This window comes from Cohnella massiliensis (assembly GCF_900169535.1).
Taxonomy (GTDB): Bacteria; Bacillota; Bacilli; order Paenibacillales; family Paenibacillaceae; genus Cohnella; species Cohnella algarum.
Window position 1 is genome coordinate 3,000,591 of record NZ_LT821259.1, and the last position, 18,417, is coordinate 3,019,007.

At 57.1% G+C, this 18,417-nt stretch carries 18 protein-coding genes; 4 read left to right on the plus strand and 14 right to left on the minus strand.

The window, feature by feature from the left end; genetic code table 11:
- Positions 1-25 precede the first annotated feature (25 nt).
- The gene (hemH, locus tag B7E11_RS27785; protein ID WP_080840672.1) at positions 26-973 is read right to left on the minus strand and encodes a ferrochelatase; all 948 of its coding nucleotides are present in this window, start codon (positions 971-973) and stop codon (positions 26-28) included.
- A complete protein-coding gene (gene hemE, locus B7E11_RS27790) occupies positions 970-2,022 on the minus strand; it encodes a uroporphyrinogen decarboxylase (RefSeq protein WP_080840673.1) in 1,053 nt (350 codons plus the stop codon). The genes hemH and hemE overlap by 4 nt, the downstream gene beginning before the upstream one ends.
- Positions 2,023-2,208: 186 nt before the next feature.
- Here hemE and B7E11_RS27795 point away from each other — a divergent pair, with 186 nt between their 5' ends.
- Positions 2,209-3,426 (plus strand): MFS transporter, encoded by a 1,218-nt coding sequence (locus tag B7E11_RS27795; protein ID WP_080840674.1) that lies wholly within the window; start codon positions 2,209-2,211, stop codon positions 3,424-3,426.
- A gap of 11 nt (positions 3,427-3,437) precedes the next feature.
- Here B7E11_RS27795 and B7E11_RS27800 read toward each other — a convergent pair whose 3' ends face one another.
- Positions 3,438-4,112: an O-methyltransferase gene (locus B7E11_RS27800; RefSeq protein WP_425430086.1), complete on the minus strand. Its 675-nt coding sequence runs from the start codon at positions 4,110-4,112 to the stop codon at positions 3,438-3,440.
- A 193-nt stretch (positions 4,113-4,305) separates the two neighbouring features.
- Between B7E11_RS27800 and B7E11_RS27805 the strand changes: the two genes are divergently transcribed.
- The 3 genes from B7E11_RS27805 to B7E11_RS27815 all read left to right on the plus strand — a co-directional run bounded on the left by B7E11_RS27805 (position 4,306) and on the right by B7E11_RS27815 (position 9,325).
- On the plus strand, positions 4,306-6,312 hold the full coding sequence (locus tag B7E11_RS27805) for an LTA synthase family protein (RefSeq protein WP_080840676.1): 2,007 nt from the start codon (positions 4,306-4,308) through the stop codon (positions 6,310-6,312).
- A gap of 135 nt (positions 6,313-6,447) precedes the next feature.
- Positions 6,448-7,836 carry an MBOAT family O-acyltransferase gene (locus B7E11_RS27810; protein ID WP_080840677.1) on the plus strand — a complete coding sequence of 463 codons (1,389 nt, stop codon included), beginning with the start codon at positions 6,448-6,450 and terminating at the stop codon, positions 7,834-7,836.
- Positions 7,837-7,855: 19 nt separating this feature from the next.
- Entirely contained in the window at positions 7,856-9,325 is a 1,470-nt protein-coding gene (locus tag B7E11_RS27815; protein WP_080840678.1) for a copper amine oxidase N-terminal domain-containing protein, read from the plus strand.
- A gap of 677 nt (positions 9,326-10,002) precedes the next feature.
- Here the strand turns inward: B7E11_RS27815 and B7E11_RS27820 are convergent.
- From B7E11_RS27820 to B7E11_RS27865, 11 genes are all read right to left on the minus strand, one after another.
- Complete coding sequence (locus B7E11_RS27820; RefSeq protein WP_080840679.1) at positions 10,003-10,236, minus strand: YuzB family protein; 234 nt, start codon at positions 10,234-10,236, stop codon at positions 10,003-10,005.
- Position 10,237: 1 nt separating this feature from the next.
- A complete protein-coding gene (locus tag B7E11_RS27825; protein ID WP_080840680.1) occupies positions 10,238-10,540 on the minus strand; it encodes a heme biosynthesis protein HemY in 303 nt (100 codons plus the stop codon).
- 72 nt (positions 10,541-10,612) lie between these two features.
- Positions 10,613-10,864 (minus strand): hypothetical protein, encoded by a 252-nt coding sequence (locus tag B7E11_RS27830; protein ID WP_139787381.1) that lies wholly within the window; start codon positions 10,862-10,864, stop codon positions 10,613-10,615.
- A gap of 161 nt (positions 10,865-11,025) precedes the next feature.
- Positions 11,026-12,240, minus strand: coding sequence for a M14 family zinc carboxypeptidase (locus B7E11_RS27835; RefSeq protein ID WP_342744490.1), 1,215 nt, complete (start codon positions 12,238-12,240; stop codon positions 11,026-11,028).
- Between the two features lie 178 nt (positions 12,241-12,418).
- Positions 12,419-13,231: a glutamate racemase gene (gene racE, locus B7E11_RS27840; RefSeq protein ID WP_080840682.1), complete on the minus strand. Its 813-nt coding sequence runs from the start codon at positions 13,229-13,231 to the stop codon at positions 12,419-12,421.
- Between the two features lie 162 nt (positions 13,232-13,393).
- Positions 13,394-13,732: a YtxH domain-containing protein gene (locus tag B7E11_RS29260; protein WP_139787336.1), complete on the minus strand. Its 339-nt coding sequence runs from the start codon at positions 13,730-13,732 to the stop codon at positions 13,394-13,396.
- An 88-nt stretch (positions 13,733-13,820) separates the two neighbouring features.
- Positions 13,821-14,285 (minus strand): hypothetical protein, encoded by a 465-nt coding sequence (locus B7E11_RS29265; protein WP_139787337.1) that lies wholly within the window; start codon positions 14,283-14,285, stop codon positions 13,821-13,823.
- Positions 14,286-14,430: 145 nt separating this feature from the next.
- The gene (locus B7E11_RS27850; protein WP_080840684.1) at positions 14,431-15,075 is read right to left on the minus strand and encodes a helix-turn-helix transcriptional regulator; all 645 of its coding nucleotides are present in this window, start codon (positions 15,073-15,075) and stop codon (positions 14,431-14,433) included.
- Between the two features lie 255 nt (positions 15,076-15,330).
- The gene (locus B7E11_RS27855) at positions 15,331-16,389 is read right to left on the minus strand and encodes an endo-1,4-beta-xylanase (protein ID WP_080840685.1); all 1,059 of its coding nucleotides are present in this window, start codon (positions 16,387-16,389) and stop codon (positions 15,331-15,333) included.
- Positions 16,390-16,497: 108 nt separating this feature from the next.
- Positions 16,498-17,457, minus strand: coding sequence for a carbohydrate ABC transporter permease (locus B7E11_RS27860; protein ID WP_080840686.1), 960 nt, complete (start codon positions 17,455-17,457; stop codon positions 16,498-16,500).
- The gene (locus B7E11_RS27865) at positions 17,457-18,416 is read right to left on the minus strand and encodes an ABC transporter permease (protein WP_080840687.1); all 960 of its coding nucleotides are present in this window, start codon (positions 18,414-18,416) and stop codon (positions 17,457-17,459) included. Before B7E11_RS27865 ends, B7E11_RS27860 begins: the two co-directional genes overlap by 1 nt.
- Between the last annotated feature and the right edge of the window lies 1 nt (position 18,417).

The window sequence follows — 18,417 nt, forward strand, 5'->3', positions numbered from 1 at the left end:
CCTAAATGTTCGTTCCCCTTGGCCGTTATCGGCCGTCTTCCAGCTCTTTCTCCGCCGCCGCCAACGAATCCGCGAGCGCCGACATGTACTGCGGATCGTCGTTCAGCATCTCGATTCTCTCAAGCCGCACTCCGCGCTCTTCGGCGTACCGGCTCGCCTCGATGTCGAGATCGTACAGCACCTCGAGATGATCCGAAACGAAGCCGACCGGAGCGACCAGAATCGACCGGACGCCTTCGCGCGCCAGCGAGTCCACCGTTTCGAGAATGTCCGGTCCGAGCCACGGCTCGCCGGTCTGGCCGGCGCTTTGCCACGTAAACTGCCAGCGGTCGACGCCGGCGGCCATCGCCACCGCGTGCGACGTTTCCAGCAGCTGCTCCGGATACGGATCGCCGGTTTGTTCGATGCGCTTCGGCAAGCTGTGGGCGCTGAACAGAACGATCGCGTCGCCGCGGGCGTCCCCGAACTTGTCCAGTCCCCGCCGGACCCTTTCCGCCAGGGCGGAAATCAATTCGGGGTGCAGATGATAGCTTTGCACGCCGGCGAAGCGGATGCCGTGCTTCGCGGCTTCCTCCTGCGCGCGTTTCAAATAGCCGCCGACGCTCATCGACGAATAATGCGGCGCCAGCACGATGCCGATCGCCTCGCGGATGCCGTCCCCGGCCATGGCCGCGATCCCGTCTTCGATAAACGGAGCGGCATGCTTCAGGCCCTGGTAGCAAACGTACCGGCCCGGTCCGGCCCTTTCGTCCAGCGTGCGCTGGAGCGCGGCCGCCTGGCGGTTCGTATTTTCGCGCAGCGGAAACACGCCGCCGACGATCGCCCGGTAGCGGGCGCTCAAATCCTCCAGTTGCTCCGCCGTCGGCGGATGACCTCTACGAATATGCGTATAATAGGCTTCGACGCTTTCCATATTTTCCGGCGTTCCGTACGACATGACGAGAACGCCGGTCGGCTTCGTTCCCAAGCTCATCGCGACACCCCCGGCTTCAGCCGTTGTTCCGAATATTCGTGCGCGTACTCCGTCAGCTCGCGCAGCTTGTCAAGGGAAGCGTCGGGAAACAACCCGTGCCCGAGGTTAAAAATAAATCCGGGCTCCTTCATCCCTTCGTCCAGCACTCGGCGGGCATGCTCGCGGATCACGCGCTGCGGAGCGGTGAGAACGTACGGATCGAGATTGCCTTGAACGGCAAACTTGCCGCCGGTCCGGCGCCGCCCTTCGGAGATCGGCACCCGCCAGTCGAGCCCGACGACGTCGGCTTCCAGGTTGGCGAGATGCGGAAGCAGCTCTCCGGAGCTAACGCCCGGGAAATAAATTTTCGGCACGTCCAGATCCGCGAGCCGGGCGAAAATCGATTCGACATGAGGCAGCACGAACTCCGCGAAATCGTGCGGAGCAAGCGAGCCCGCCCAGCTGTCGAACAACTGAACCGCCTTGGCGCCCGCGCGGACGTGCGCGCGCAAATATTCCGCCGCCATGTCGGACAGCTTGTCCATCAGCTTGTGCCAAACGGCGGGCTCTCCGTACATGAGCGCTTTCGTGTTCATATACGATTTGGAAGGCCGGCCTTCCACGATATAGCTGGCGAGCGTAAACGGCGCTCCTCCGAACGAAATGAGCGGCACGTCAAGCTCCGACGCCAAAATCCGGATCGTCTCCAGCACGTGCGGCAGATCGCCCTCCACGTCGATCGGCGAAAGCTTCTCCACGTCGGCCGCGTTGCGCACCGGATTGTGAATGACGGGACCGACGTCCTTGACGATATCGAAATCGATGCCGATCGAGGCCACGGGATTCATAATATCGGAATATAAAATCGCGGCATCGACGCCCAGCTTTCGGACCGGCATCATCGTCACTTCCGCGGCCAGCTCGGGCTGGCGGCAAATTTCCAGCAAGGAATATTTCTCTTTGATTTTCCGGTATTCGGGGTCGTATCGCCCGGCCTGGCGCATATACCAGACAGGCACCCGGTCGACGGACTGCCTTCGGCACGCGCGCAAGAAACGGTCATTAAACATGGAGCAGCTTCCCCTTTTTTGTCGATGTAACGTTCTCAATGCTTCCATTATGCCCTTTTTGCAGCGCTGCCACAACATGGATGCCGGAGGGGAGTATGACAATGCTATGACAATCGGCGACAGTCCGTTTACCTGAATGTGATATACTGGAAGGATCGACAGACGAACGATTAGAAGGTGAACGAGTTGCAGCGATGGAAAATCAACCTGGGAGTACTGTGGTTCGGCAATTTTCTCGTCTTGGCGGGCATGACGATGATCACGCCGTTTCTGTCTCTTTATTTGCAGCAGGATTTGGGCGTAACGGGCGAACATCGCATCGGCGTGTGGGCCGGGCTGATATTCGCCGCGAACTTCGTTACGGCCTTCCTTTTTCAGCCGTTATGGGGCAAGCTGTCGGACCGGTACGGCCGCAAAATGATGCTGCTTCGCTCCGGATTCGGCATGTCGATCGTCATCGTGCTCATGGGATTTGCCACCTCTCCCTGGCATCTGCTTCTGCTTCGGGTCGCAAACGGCGTCATTTCGGGCTTTGTCCCGGCAGCCACGTCGCTCGTATCCGCGGGCACGCCGAAGGAGCGCATGGGCTTCGCCATGGGGATCCTGCAGTCCGGCGCCACGGCGGGCACGATTCTGGGGCCGCTGATCGGCGGGCTGATGGCGGATACGTTCGGCTTCCGGCCGATCTTTTACATTACGGGCTCGCTGATGTTCGCCGCTTCCCTGCTCTGCAGCTTCGTCGTCAAGGAAAATTTCGACCGCAAAGCCGCGGCGCTGCGGGCACAGGCCAGCCTGCTGAAAGGATTGCGCCGCCTGATGCGCGTTCCGCAAATGCCCGTGCTCCTGTCCATCACGTTTTTGATTCAATTCGCCATGCTCGCGCCGATGGCGCTCATTCCGCTTTATGTGCAGCATCTTCACGGCAGCGCGGAAAATTTGGCGTTTTTGTCCGGCTTCGTCGGCGCCGTCACCGGGTTGTCCAACATGGTATCCGCGCCGATTCTCGGAAGGATCAGCGACCGGGTCGGTTCCAAATGGATTTTGTTTTTTTCGCTCGTCGGCGCCGGCCTTCTGTTCATCCCGCAGGCGTTCGTCGGCAACGTGGGGCAGCTGCTCGTCACCCGCTTCCTGCTCGGCTGCTTCATGGGCGGCCTGATTCCGACCGTCAATGCGCTGATTCGCCGCTATGCTCCCGAAGGCCTGGACAGCCGGGCGTTCGGCTTCAACAGCAGCGCGCTGTCGCTCGGGAACATGATCGGTCCCGTCACCGGCGGGTTCCTGTCGGGCTTCATCGGGATCGAGGGGCTGTTCATCGTTTCGGGCTTCTTTCTGCTCGCGACTTCCGTTTGGACTTATGCCATGCTGGTCCGGCGCGATACCGGACCTTCCGCAGGCTCGGCCTGAGGGAAAAAGCGTCAGGCTCTTTTTACCGTCGCCAAAGCAAGCCCGTCGAACGAGGGCAAATGCGTGCCGATGAGCCGCTCGTCGCGGGCGATGATGCGGTTGAATTCGCGCACCGCCCTGACGGCCGGCCCCGTTTTGTCCGGGTTGAGCGTCCGGCCGCGCAGCAGCGTATTGTCCGCCGCGATCAACGCGCCGGGCCTGGCGAGACGAATCGCCCATTCGAGATAAAGCGGATAGTTCTCCTTGTCGGCATCGATAAAGAAAAAATCGAACGTCCGCCCCTCCGCGGCAAGCTTCGCCAGACTCTCGGCCGCGCTGCCGACAAGCATTTCGACGCGATCGCCGAAGCCCGCGGCGGCAAGATTCGCTTGCGCCAGCTCCGCATACTCGGGCTTCAGCTCCAGCGAAGTAAGCTTGCCGCCCGGCGCAAGCCCCCTGGCGAGACAGACTCCGCTGTACCCGCCGAGCGCGCCGATTTCGAGCGCGGCTGCAGCTCCGATCGATGCCGCCAGCATCGTCAGCAGCCTTCCGTAAGCGGGCTCGACCGAAATTTCCGGCATCCCCCGCTCCCGAATCGTTTCCGCGATGCGCTCAAGCTCCGGGTCCTGCGGAAACAGAGATTCGAAATAAGCTTCCGGCTCGGCCGGAAGCGCGTCTTCATTCCTTTTATCCTTCACTTTGCGGATCTTCCTTCCCGTCATTCCTTTTTCCTTATTGTAACGGATCGCCGCCGGGGCGCAAACGCCGAGCCTATCATTGGATTTGTAACGTCCTTGCCGTTTCCGATATACTGAACTTTGGCATAAAGTTTACAGAACGATTACATTCCGATGACAAAACGACGCGATTGTTTCATAAGGAAAGGAAGCGATCCCATTGATGTCTCAACTGCAAACCGCGGCTCGAAGCGGTATCCGGCTTTCGCTGTACGGGCTCCGTCTTTGGCCGTATTGGGGAGCGATGCTGCTTATCGCTTCGATGCTGTATAAGCTGAATTGGCTGGACGGGCAGCTCGACGTCGGCGGCATGAACCACTGGAAGTGGACGGTCAACCTTGGCGCGATGGTGCTGGCGACGTTCTGGACCGTCTGGCTCGGGCGCCGCAGCCGGGCCGTCGCGCTCGCTCTCCTCGACCTCGTCTTTTCGGTCGTCATGCTGGCCGATCTCGTCTATTTTCGCTACTTTAAAGACTTCATTTCCGTTCCGGTGCTGCTTCAGGCCGGCCAGGTGAGCGCGCTCGAGGACAGTATCGGAAGCTTGCTCAAGCCGGGCGACTGGATTTTGCTTGCCGACATCCCGGTGGCGGTCGCGCTGGCCGTGTTCACCTGCTGGCGGCTGCGCCCGTCCCGGCTGGAGCGACTCGGCCGCGTGCCGAGACGCAGGACGATGCGCAGCGCTTTGCTTCGCTTCGCGCTCGGAGTCGCCCTGCTTGTCGCCGGCATCTATATGATCGCCGTCCCGGTCAATACGCAAAAGAACGGCTGGGCCAGCGGACTGTTCGTCGGCAATTGGTGGAACGTGCCGATCTACAACGTGACGGGGCTGTTCGGCTTTCACGGCTACGACGTGTACAGGTACGCGAACGAAAACTGGTTCGGCAGCGGGCCGAGCGAAGCCGAAATCGCGGAAGCGGAAGACTGGTTCGAAAACCGCGCGGAATTGCAAAAAGCGGTCGAAACCGACCCGCTGTTCGGCGCCTACAAGGGCAAAAACATCCTGATCGTCCAGGCCGAGGCGTTTCAGACGTTCGTGCTTGGCCAATCCGTGAACGGGGAAGAAGTAACGCCGAATTTGAACAAGCTGATCGGCGACAGCCTTTACTTTCCGAACTTTTACCATCAGACCGGACAAGGAAACACCTCCGACGCGGATTTTCTGACGAATTGCTCCCTGCATCCGGCGTCGACGGGTTCCGTGTTCGTTCGGTTTGCGAATCACGCTTTCGATTGCCTCCCTTCGATTTTGCACGAGGAAGGCTATGACGCGACCGTGCACCATGCGTACGACGGAAGCTTCTGGAACCGGAACAACATGTACCGCAACATGGAGTATGACGAATTTTACAGTCTTCAGGATTATGCGAACGACGAGCCGATCGGCTGGTCGATCGGGGATAAATCCTTTTTCCGGCAGACGATCGACCAGATCAAGCAGCGCGCCAGCTCCCCGTTTTATGCGATGACGATCATGATTTCCAGCCATCACCCCTACAACCTGCCGTCGTCGTCGGTCGATTTCGATGCGGGGCCGTTCGCCGGAACGACGTTCGGGGACTACCTCGAAGCCGCCCACTACGTCGACGAGGCGATGGGCGAGCTGGTGGAACGGCTGAAAACGGAAGGCTTGTGGGATGAAACCATACTTGTCTTTTACGGCGACCACGAAAGCTCGCTGAACGATACGGAAACGTTCGCGCGGTTTTTCGGGCGGGAAGTCGGCGACCTCGAAAAAGACGCCCTCCAGCGCAAAGTTCCGTTTTTCATTCATTTTCCGCATGACGCGCACGCGGGCGTAAACGAAAAGCCGGTCGGCCAGATCGACACGGCCCCGACGCTCCTGCACCTGCTCGGAATTCCCGTCTCCGACCTCAAGCTGATGGGCGTCAGCATGATCTCCGAGGCCGGGAAGCCGGTCGTTTTCCGCGACGGGGCCTTTGCGCAAGGCAACTTTTATTACGTGCCCTCGAACGACGGCATCATGGAAAACGGATTGTGCTACCAAACGGACAGCGGCGAGCGGACCGACATGTCGGCATGCCTCGCGGGCGCCGAAGCGGCCAAGCTCGAGCTGAAGGTGTCCGATCTCGTGATCGAGCACGATTTGGTGGAGACGCTGCGAGAGAACGGGAAGGCTGAAGAAGCGTCTGAAGGCGGATCCGAAGGCTGATTTGAAAACTTCAGGTAAAGTTAAGAAAATAAGCATGGACGTCCTTTCGAGTTTTGTTTACCATTAATGAGGGCAGTTCTGCAACTTCCGGCAGAACTCGACAAAAGGCGGTTTGCCGAGAGAAAGAGGGAAGACATGCTTTTTAATACCTATCAATTTATGTTCGTGTTTTGGCCGGTAACGGCCATCGTCTACTTTCTGTTCATCCGCTTCCGATGGACGAAGGCGGCGAAGGCTTGGCTCGCTCTCGCGTCCTTGTTTTTTTACGGGTACTGGGACATCGAATACGTCCCGCTGATTTTGGCCTCCATTTTGTTCAACTATTTGACCGGGCGCTGGATCGTCGCGGCCTCCGGCTCGTCGCTCGGCAAACGGAAGGCGATTTTAACCTTCGGCATCGTCGCCAATCTGGCTTTGCTGGGCTACTACAAGTACGCGAACTTTTTCCTGGAAAATCTGGGCGAACTGACGGGTCAATCGTACACGCTGCTGCAAATTATCCTGCCGCTCGGCATCAGCTTTTTTACGTTCACGCAAATTGCGTTTCTCGTCGACGCCTACCGCGGCAAAGTACGCGAAACGAACTTCGTCAGCTACGTGCTGTTCGTTACGTTTTTCCCTCATCTCATCGCCGGGCCCATTCTTCACCATGGCGAAATGATGCCCCAGTTCGACCGGCTGCGCAACAAAGTGTGGAACTGGTCGAACGCGGCGAAGGGCCTGTTTATTTTTTGCATCGGCTTGTTTAAAAAAGTCGTCATTGCCGACACGTTCGCCATTTATGCGAACGACGGCTTCAAGTCGGCTTCGGAATTTACCGATTCCTGGGTCGCCTCGCTTTCCTACACGCTGCAGCTTTATTTCGATTTCAGCGGCTACACGGATATGGCGATCGGGATTGCGCTGTTTTTCAACATTATTTTGCCGCAAAACTTCAACTCGCCTTATAAAGCGGTTTCCATCACCGACTTCTGGAGACGCTGGCATATGACGCTGAGCCGCTGGCTCCGCGATTACATCTACATTCCGCTCGGCGGCAACCGCAAAGGCTTCGCGCGTGCCAACGTCAACCTGATCATCGTCTTCCTGATCGGAGGCTTCTGGCACGGGGCGGGCTGGACCTTTATTTTGTGGGGCCTCCTGCACGGCGTCGGACAAGCGCTGCAGCGGATCTGGACGCGCCGGGGACATCCGCTGCCCAAATGGCTGGCGATTGCCGTTACGTTCCTGTTCATTAACTTCACCTGGGTTTTTTTCCGGGCGGAGGACATGGACCAGGCGTGGCGGATTTTGAAAGGCATGGTCGGCTTGAACGGTCTGGGCCTCGACCAGCTGACAAGCTTCGCTTTCCCGATTTTGCTGTTCGTCGTCTTTTTGCCGATCGTCTTTTTCGCCAAAAACTCCTCGGAACGGGCGGAGAGCTTCAAGCCGAGCGTCAAGGTCGCGCTCGCCATGGCGGTGCTGTTCATCGTTTCGCTGCTGTATTTGAACCGCATCAGCGAGTTCCTCTATTTTAATTTCTAAGAAAGGCGTGACCACTTCGATGACTTCCAATGCCTCATCCGCCCTGCACGGCAATCGAAGCGTCCCCAAGCGGGTCCGCGCCCGACGGTTTTGCCTTACGTTCGCCATGCTGGCCGTTGTCGTGGCCGCGGCGGTCGCCCTGCTTACCGCGTTTATCGACCCGCTGCAGTTTTATCATAAGGCAACCTGGTACAATGCCCGGTTTTCGACGGAAGAACGGTACCAAAATCCCGGGCTGGCCAAAAACTTCGATTACGACACGATCATTATCGGCACGTCGATGACGCAAAACTTCGTTCCTTCCGAAGTCGGCGAACTGCTGGGCGGAACCGCCATGAAGCTGTCGATGGAAGGCTCCATTTCGGAGGAGCATCATCTCGTCGCCAATCTTGCGCTGGGCACGGGCAAGGTGAAAAAAGTGCTGTGGGGCCTCGATTACTTCTCGCTTAAAAGCAAGTCGGCCGACAGCACGTATGAAATTCCCGAGTATATGTACGATAACAAGTGGTGGAACGATTATCCGTATTGGTTCAACTATACGGCGTACGAACAATTTTTCAAAAGCGTCGCGCTTCAATTGAAGGGGACGCCCAAGCAAAACCTTGATTACTTGAGCAACTGGAACTGGATGGTCACGTTCGGCAAGGAACGGGTGGCGAAAGCGTACGAGAAGGCAAATGCGGAAGAAGGATTTTTCGGTCTCGTCGAGGAAACGCCGGACGTGCTGAAGGCGAACTTCGAGCGCAATATTTTGTCGCTGATCAAGGAGCATCCGGACGTCGAATTTTATTTCTACTATCCGCCTTACAGCGTGCTTCGCCAGGTCGCCTGGTACAACACGAATCCGACGCGGTTCCAGTACCAGATCGAAATGCGCAAATGGATGTACGAGCAATTCGCGCAATATCCGAACGTCAAGCTGTACGATTTCCAAACGGCGGATTGGACGTACGACCTGGATCTGTACAAGGACTTGTCGCACCATCATATGGACGTCAACAAATGGATCGCGGAAGCGATCGCCAAGGACGATCCGGCCTACCGCGTAACGGACGGCAACGTGGACGCGTTGAACGACAAGCTCGTGTTCGAAGCCGAGGACGCCGTCTTGAACTCGGAGCATGACGTCGTTAATTTCTCGACGCTGTTGAACGGCGAGAAGCACGTCTTTACCGGCCGGGCGCTGCAGGAAGACGGCAAGGATTTGCGCGTGCCCGTCAAGCAGCTCGCGGCCGAGCTCGGCGCCGAGCTGACCTGGGATCAGGCGACGAAAACCGTCGTGCTGACCCGCGGCGACGCCGAGCTGAAGCTGACGATGGGCAGCACGGAAGCGACATCGTCCGGCCGGACGGCGACGCTCGATTACGCGCCGCAGCTCGTCGGCGGAACGGCGCTCGTGCCGCTCGGCTTCGTCGCCGAGCAGCTCGGGTACGAGGCCGAGCTGACCGAGCTTGAGGACGGCACGACGCAGCTCTCGATCGGCGAATAAGTTTCAATCGCCGCAAAGGCGGCGCGGGGACATGGAGCCCCCGCGCCGCCTTTTTGCATGGTGACTGCCATTCCCCTCGCCGCATACCGCCGTGTAGTCCGTTCAGTCCCCTTCTTGACCGTCCACCCCGCCTGGTAGCCGCCATGTAGTCCGTCCAGTCCCCTTCTTGACCGTCCACCCCGCCTGGGAGCCGCCATGTAGTCCGTCCAGTCCCCTTCTTGACCGTCCACCCCGCCTGGGAGCCGCCATGTAGTCCGTCCAGTCCCCTTCTTGACCGTCCGCCCCGCATGGTGCCGCCATGTAGTCCGTCCAGTCCCCTTCTTGACCGCTAACCGGTGATTTGCATATAACGGGTCAAGATGATGAGTCGTCACGACTCAGCTGAATCGACAGCGGGCGGGCTAAAGCGGCAAGATGAGTCATTTTTACTCAAATGCGTGAGGGGGTATGCATTAGGCGGGTCAAGATGAGCCGCCACGACTCGACTGAATCGACGGCGCGCAGGCGAAGGGGGCGAGGTCGCCATGACCAATCGATTTGGTTTGCTTCCTCGCAAGCATCGGGACTTTGATACAGCGGCGAAGAGCTCATGGCTACCTTCCCGACCGAAAAAGCCGATCTCGCGAGCGTCGCTCAGGCGACGTCCCGCAAGATCGGCTTTCGAGCCGGGCCGGGGATTATTTCAAATAAGACCGCGCTTTGTCGATCGCTTCGTCTTCGGTCGGCGCGGTGACGTAGCGGCCGTTGATGAAGACGAATGCCCTCTTCGCGCACGGACCGCAGTACGATTTGCAGCCGACTTTGATTTCGGCGTCGGGGTCGAGCTTTTGCAGCTTGGACAGCGCCGTCTTCATCCGCATGTGGCGGCATTTGTCGCAAATGCGAATGTCGTTCAGCTTGCGGGAAGTCATTTCAGTGGTCGCCATGGTTGCCCTTTGACGGATTCGTAATGACGAAGCCTTCTTGCGGGAAGTACAGATAGTCGATGACGATCCCGTCCAGAAATTCTTCGCCGGTCTTCAACATTACGTCGATGCCTTTATCCGTCGATACCGCTTCTTCCCCCGGCTGCGCTTTGCCCAGATCCATGCCATAGTGAGCATGATCCCCGTGACTGTGCGTAACGAACACCCGCAGCTTCAATCCTTCGTTCTCCGGCTTATCCAGTTCGCGCTGCAGCACCTTTGCCGCGTTTCGCGTAATTTTGCATTTCATCGTTTATCGCTCCCGTCCCGATATGAAGGTCTTGTTCTATTGTAATGAAACGGGGACGACTGCGCAACCGCTCTAGCGGCTTTCCTTGATTCTCTTCGCTCCCGCGGAATCGGCCAAGCCGTATTTCCTCTCCGCCCGGCCGGCAAACCAGCCGGCCAACGCGACCGTTACGGCAATATCGTCGATCGGCACGAACGGCATAACGTCCGGCAGCACCCAATACAGCAAAACGGGCACGGCAAAAAGCAGCTTCTCCGCAATCGATACTTCGGGCGCTCGCAAAACCCTCCATACCCTGGCAGGCAAGCGCGTCCACAATCTCATCCAAGACTGGGCGGATTTCCGGGGCATTTTCCCTCCCCCTCTCGCATCGTTTCGGCCCGGGCCCCGCCTCCCCGGAAGAAGGAGCGGAGCCCGCGTCGGGCAAAGCCGAGGAGACGATCAGGCCCGCACAACAAAATTGTACCCCGAAAAAGCCCTTTCGATCAATCGGACAGCTCCATCGCTTCCGCCAAGAGCGCCAATATTTCCGTATACCATTCCGCCAGCGATTCCAACGGAAGCGGATTTCTTCCCCAGCCCGCCTCCACCGTAAAGCCCGGGCGCTTGAATTCGGAAATAAACCAGTCCTTAAAGCCGGCGTCGCTCCCTTCGAGCCGCACCGGCCGGTATCCCGACGCTTTACCGAGCCGCTGCGCCCAAGCGAGCGAATGTCGAGGCTCCATCCCCCGATAATTCCAATAGATTTCTTCTCCCTGCGTATGAAACGCGATCGCCGCGTGAAAATCGGTCTCCCGGGCAAAATCGGCCAGCGCCTTCGCTTCGGGCTCGGTCAGCGGAGCGGAGCCGCCGTAATCCCTCGGACCGGGGTCGTCTGCCCCGCGGCGGAAGCGCTCCTCTTCCCAGTGCGCGGGAAACTGATCGTTCAAATCGACGCCGCGTATATTCGCTTTCCAACGATGAAAACGGTCGCTGCCGTTATTCCAGCGCAGCAGCTCCGCATAACGGGGATGATCCGGCGCGATGCCGTCCAGCACGAGGTCCACTCCGTCCGGATTCACCATCGGCACGATCCATAGCGTGCACCGGTCATACAGCCTTGCGGCCGGTTTTCCTCCGATCGTCCCTTTCCGCTTGCAGGCTCTCGCGTACTCCTCCGCGAAGCGCATGAGCGCCAATGCCGTAATCCACTCGTTCGCGTGCATCGCGCCGTTTACATGAAGCCGGAAAGCGCCCTCGCCGATTCGCAGCGAATGGATCGGCTTGCCCATGACGCTCTTTCCGATAACCGAAGCGGCAACAAACGGATAGCGGCGCTTGAGGGCATCCAGGTCCTTATCCAGCTGCCGCGAGCCGTATTCGGCCGTCAGCCGGACGATTCTTTCCGTATCCGCCGCGGGAAGCTCGACAATTTGCCCCGCTTCCGGCTGACCCGGCGATTCGGCGTTGACTTCCCGGAGACGACGCAAGGAAGCTTGCGACTTTTCGGCGATCGATTCCCACGTATCCCCTTGTTGCACGACGTAACGCCTGGGCAGACGCACCGGCACCTGCACGAGTTCTCCCGGAATGAGCGGCTCGCCGTTCCACTGCGGATTGAATGCCGCCCAGGAGGCGGGCGAGATGCCGAACCGGGCGGCAATGCGTTTTGGCGTGTCTCCGTGCTGTACGACATAACCGATCGTATTCATGCTGCTCATCACCTTTCGCTCCGGATTCTTTCCGTTATATGTAGGCGGAACGTTCATTATGAATGAACCGGGCAAAAACGGCAGCTCGTCCTTAACGACGAACGATGCCGTTTTGATCAAGCCAAACCCGTCCTTCCGAAGCGTAAAAAAAGGCCCGTCAACCTTTCGGTTAACGGACCCGCTGCCTTTAGGCTCCGACCGTTCGCACCTGCCAGACGACCGGCGTCAGCCGAATCTGCTCGCCCAGCCAATCTTGGGCGATCAGCTGGAATTTCCGCGGATCCCCGCTGCAAAAAAATTGGTGAATCGGCATTTCTTCGTTGTTGGCGAGCATGTTCTTTTCCTGGAGAATCGTGCTGATTTCCCGCGCCGTCTCGTAGGCGGAGCTGATGAGCGTTACGCGGGGCCCCATAACCTGTGAAATCGTTTCGGAAAGAAACGGGTAGTGCGTGCAGCCGAGAATAAGACAATCCATCGGGAAACCGCGCAGCGAGAACAAATCGTTCGCGACCGTTTCATAGGCGTCCGTCGAGCGGTAGTGGCCGTTTTCGACGAGCGGCACAAAGTTCGGACAAGCCTTGCACGCCACTTCGATCCGCGGAGAGAGCTGTTTGAGCGCATGCACGTAAGCTCCGCTATTGATCGTGCCTTCGGTTCCGATGACGCCGATAACCCCTGTTTTCGTGCGTCCGATTGCCGCCCGGGCTCCGGGCTTGATGACGCCGATAACCGGGATGTCGACGATGCCGCGAATATCCTCCAGAGCGGCCGCCGTCGCCGTATTGCAAGCGATCACGATCATTTTCGGCTCGTACTGGAGCAAATATTCGACGATTTCGCGGGTAAAGCGTTTGATTTCCGCCGATGAGCGGGGGCCGTACGGAGCGCGTGCGGTGTCGCCGAAATACAATATCTTCTCTCTGGGCAACTGACGCATCACTTCTCGGACAACAGTCAGTCCCCCCACGCCGGAGTCCAGGACTGCGATCGCTTGCTGCACGTGAACACCGCTTTCTGCACTTGGTTTGATCAACGAACATGATACATTATGAGGCGTTTTCGCAAAAGGTACCAACCGATCGTAAAAATGGGGACAAGACCCGAAAAAAAGAAAACCGCCCTGCGGGAGCGGGCGGTTCGCGCAGCCGGTCGGGTGACCGGGTTAATGAGCGGCCGATTCTTCCGAATCGGAGCTGTCGGCCGAATCGGCGGAAGAAACAGCCGCGACGGAAGCGATTTCCGTCCCATCTTCCTTCTTGCCGAATTTCGAACGAAGATTCGAAGCGATTCCCGTCGTTTTCTTCGCGATCGACTGCGCGGTCGCACCGGCCTGCCGGCCCAGGTCGACGGTTTTATCCAACGTTACCTGAGCCTTGTCGGCAATGTCCTTGCGCAGCTCCCGGCCCGGCTTCGGCGCCAGCAGCAGAGCGGCAACGGCCCCCGTCACGGCGCCGGCAACCGTTCCCCATACGAACGATTTGACGTTTTTCTTGTTCGCCATTTTCGTTTTTCCCCTTCCCTCGCGCAGCGGCCTCCCGATCCAACGTTTGTCCTTGCCCGGAAAGCCCGCTCGCCTGTTTTGGCCGGCATCAGTCTCCCTGCCTGGGCGAAGAGTTCGGTGCGTCCCCGCCGCGGCGGCGGGCATGCTGCCACAGGGTCCACAGCAGCTCCGACCAATCGAGCGCTTCCCCGACCCGACGCTTCTGTCTTTCTGCCGATTCGGCCATATGCAACGCGATCCGTCTGCTCCATAAATGGGCCGTATCCGCCGCCGTCCGGGCGGCATCCCGGGCGGCTTCTCCGAGCGCTCGCCCCCCTTCCGCGAACGACTCGAAGCCTTCCAGAAGCTCGCGGCCCTTGACGACCGTATCGGTCGTTTCCTGTCCGAGCCTTCGCCACTGCCGAAGCGCCGATTCCGCTTCCCGGTCCAGCCGGCTCACGGCCGCGTTCCATCGCTTCAGCGACCGTCTCAAAACCGCCGCCCCGACCGCGATCGCCGCGGCGGCGGTCAAACACAAGAGCGCTACCGCATACCCCGCCAATTCCCATGCCATGCAAGACGCACCTCCCCATTCCCGTTATGGGCACTCGCCGGTCGCAACCGAGACAAATGCCTATGCGGCTAACAACAGTATAAGAAGAATGGGCTCGTCTTGACACAACGGACAAAAACAAAAAAAAGCGGCTTGGCCGCTTTTCTCAGGGGGATGCCGACGACTGCTTGATCGCATACGCGCAGCGGATGCCACCGTCGGCCAAACACTCCGTGCGCTCCACCTCCGCGCCCAGCAGCTGCCGAAACAGCGACTTTTCGCATTGGCATGCCTGACGGTACCGTCCCGCCACTTGCGCGATCGGGCAATTGTACTCGTACAAGCGGAACGAGCCCGCCTCCTCAGAGGGCTCCCATTCCGTCATATAACCGCCGGCGTTCTGAATCGAGGACAATTCCGCCACCTTCTCCTCCAGGCTTCGGCCTTCCATCCGCTTCGCATAGCGGGCGGCCAGCTTGTCTCTGCGGCCGAGAAACAGCCGGTCGACCATTTCGGCGCCGGCCGCTTCCTCGAGCTCCGACAGCAATTCGATCGTCAGATGGGGATAATTTTTCGGAAACAGGTCATCCGCTCGTTCGGTCAGCGCATATCGGCTGGAAGGCCTGCCCATCGCCTGCCTGACCAGCGTCGAACGGATCAGTCCGTCTCTCTCCAGCGTATGAATATGGCGCCTGACCGCCACTTCGGTTATCGTCAGCTCTTTCGAAAGCTCGCCGATGCTTAATTCGCCTCTCGTCTTCAACAGCTGAACCAGCCGGTAACGAGTAGATCCTTCTTCCTGCTGCAGCATGCGCATCCGTCTCCTTCCGCCGGGCCCGGGACTTCCGGCATTGCGGCCGCGAGCCTCGCGTCCATAGGACCTCTAGTCTTATTGTAGCGGATGCGGGACTGGGCGTAAATTTATTTATGAAACAAAAAAGTTTGCAAAGTCCGGGCTGCGACGAAAAAGCGGACCCTCGGGTCCGCCAGGTTTTCTCAACCTAATTTCGAAAGTACGACTCTCTGAAAACGTGAAAAGGGCGGTTTAATAATTCCGAACATTTTATCACACAGGACGAATTGCCCGTTTGTCATCAGCTTTCAAACCGCGAAGATGATTTCCAAGAGCAGCTACACGGTAATACGCCGGCTTCGGCCTGTGCCGTTCATCGAACAAAAGCGGCCAGTTTTTGCGCCCCCGTACCGGAAAATCGCTGAGCCAGGTGTGATCGTCCGCGGCTCCCCAGAACGTCACCGCGCTAATTACATCGCCGTATTCCTTAAGCAACTTGAACACGGCTTCGTAGAATTCAGCCTGCCGTTCCAGCATTCCCGGTTCAGGTTCGGTCAGATCGATCCGCTTATCTTCAAAGCGGAATACCGACACATCCAGTTCCGTCAGTTGAAGCTGCAATCCTAGCGAAGCGTATTTTTCAATGGCTGCCCGGATGTCATCCAAGGTCGGTTCGAACAGGTTCCAGTGTGCCTGCAGGCCAATACCGTGAATAGGAACTCCCCGATCCAGAAGAGACTTGACCAAGGTATAAATTTTATCCCGTTTGCGTGGGTGGGACTCGTTGTAGTCGTTGTAGAACAAGAGCGCATTCGGGTCGGCAGCATGCGCGTATTCAAACGCTTTGGCGATACATTCATCCCCGGCGATTTCCGTCCAGTTAGAGGCACGCAGCAACTGATCGCCGTCATCGGCAATGACCTCGTTCACAACGTCCCAAGCGTAAATGTCGCCCTTATATCTGCTTACTACCGTTTGTATATGCGAGCGGATTCGTTCATAAAGCACGGCCTTGCTCACGAGCTGATTCTGCTTGTCGCGGAACAACCAATCGGTGGTCTGGTTATGCCAAACCAGCGTATGTCCGCGGATAGCCATCCCGTGTTTGCGCGCGAAGTCCACAATCCGATCCGCTTCCTCGAAGGTGTAAAGATCTTCCTGCGGATGGACGCTGGCGAATTTCATTTCGTTTTCCGCTGTAATGCTGTTAAAGTGATGAGTAAGCAGACTCTCCTGCGTTATGATCGTATTACTACTGACCGCCGCACCTATATGGAAGTGGTCCGCGAATATGTCTTTAAGAGCGGACTCTGCCGGTACTGAAAAATTCATATTTCTTCCTCCTCGTATTAGTATTTCTTGAAGGCAGTTATGAGCCAATTTTCATCTCCCTAGAGGGATGGAAGCCGTCCTCAAAATTTCCATCTTGCCGATAATGTTTTACTCCTTGACACTACCAACATTCAGACCAACAACAAAGTACTTTTGCATGAACGGATAAACCAGCAGAATCGGAACGGATGCCACTACCGTTGCGGCAGCGCGAATCGAAATCGGCGTTACCATGTTCACCGCAGAGTCCTGCGTCATCCCGGCGCCGGCAGCCACTGCCGGGTTGCTGTTCGCGTTCATACTGGATGACAGCAGCTTCATCAGCTCATACTGCAAAGTACTCAGTTCTTGACGGGAGGAGGTATAGATAAATGCATCGAACCAGGAGTTCCAAGCCCCCACGGCCACGAACAGCGCAATGGTAGCCAGCACCGGTTTACATAGCGGGAAGATGATCCGGATGAAGATTTTAAAATCTCCGGCTCCATCGATTCTTGCCGATTCGACCAAGCTTTCCGAAATCGTCCCGATATACGTCCGGATAACGATCATATTAAATGCGCTGATCATCGACGGAATCACATATACCCAGAACGAGTTAAGAAGGTGCAAGTCCTTCATCAGAAAGTATCCAGGAATCAAACCAGCGTTAAAATACATCGTCAAAATAAAGATCAAGGTAATCGGCTTGCGGAATACATACTCCCGACGGCTCAGCGTATATGCCAGCATCGTGGTGAGCCCCAGATTCAGCAGGGTCGATAGCACCGTTCTAGCCACGGAAATCCAGAACGCGTCATATATCGTTCCCGAAGCGAACAGGGCCTTGTAATTCTGCCATGTAAATTCCCTCGGCCAGAGATAGATTCCGCCTCGGATCGTATCATTCCCCGCATTCAGGGAAACGACGATCGTATTCAAGAAAGGATATAGTGTGACAACGACAAGACCCATCATAAACAAGGTATTGAACGTATTAAAAAGGATGGGCTCAATTTTATTTCTTCTAACAGATTTAGTCGCTGCGGCAGCAGTTGCTGGCCCAGGGCGGGTCGTATGATTTGCCATTACAGCAGCCTCTCTTCCCCTAGCCGTTTAGAGATTCCGTTTGCAATCAATAGCAGCGTTACGCTAACGACCGTTTTAAATATACCGGCAGCAGTAGCTAACGAGTAATTACCTTGGGCAAGCCCATACTTCAGTACGAAAATGTCAATCGTTTGCGACCAGTCGACAACAAGACCGTTGCCCAGCAAGTATTGTACCTCGAAGCCTGCCTCCAGAATGTGACCGACCTGCATAATCATCAAAATAATAATCGTCGGCTTAATGCCCGGCAAAGTGACATGGAACATTTTCCGATAGCGGCTTGCCCCGTCTATATCGGCAGCTTCGTAAAGCGACGGGTCGATGGATGCCATCGCAGCCAAATAAATAATCGTATTCCAGCCGACTTCTTTCCAAACATGCGACGCTCCGACGATTCCCCAGAAGTATTTGCCTTCACTGAGCCATTGGATCGGCTCCTCGATGAGATGCAGCTTCATAAGGATATCATTGATGATTCCGTCCGAGGCCAAGCTCGTCGCCACAATTCCGGTTACGATAATCCAGGATAAAAAGTGCGGAAGATAGGAAATCGTCTGTACGGTTCTTTTCCAAAATACTTTCCTGATTTCATTCAGCAATAATGCCAGAATAATTGCAGTCGCAAAGCCGAGAATCATATTGATAACGCTCATTGCCAGCGTATTGCGAAGCACTTGCAGGAAATTATCGTCCTTAAATAGAAATTCAAAATGCTTAAATCCTACCCACTTCTGTTCGCTAAAGCTTCTAGCCGGCTTGTAATCCTGGAAAGCCATCGTCCATCCCCAAATAGGAACGTAGGCAAACAAGATGATGTAAGCCGTCAGAGGCACCGACATATAGATCAACTGTCTCTGTTCTTTGAGGACAGCCCAGGTGATTTTTTTGTTTTTCTTAGGCTTTCGGACGGCAGAGTCTTTGACTAAGGTCTCTTCCATA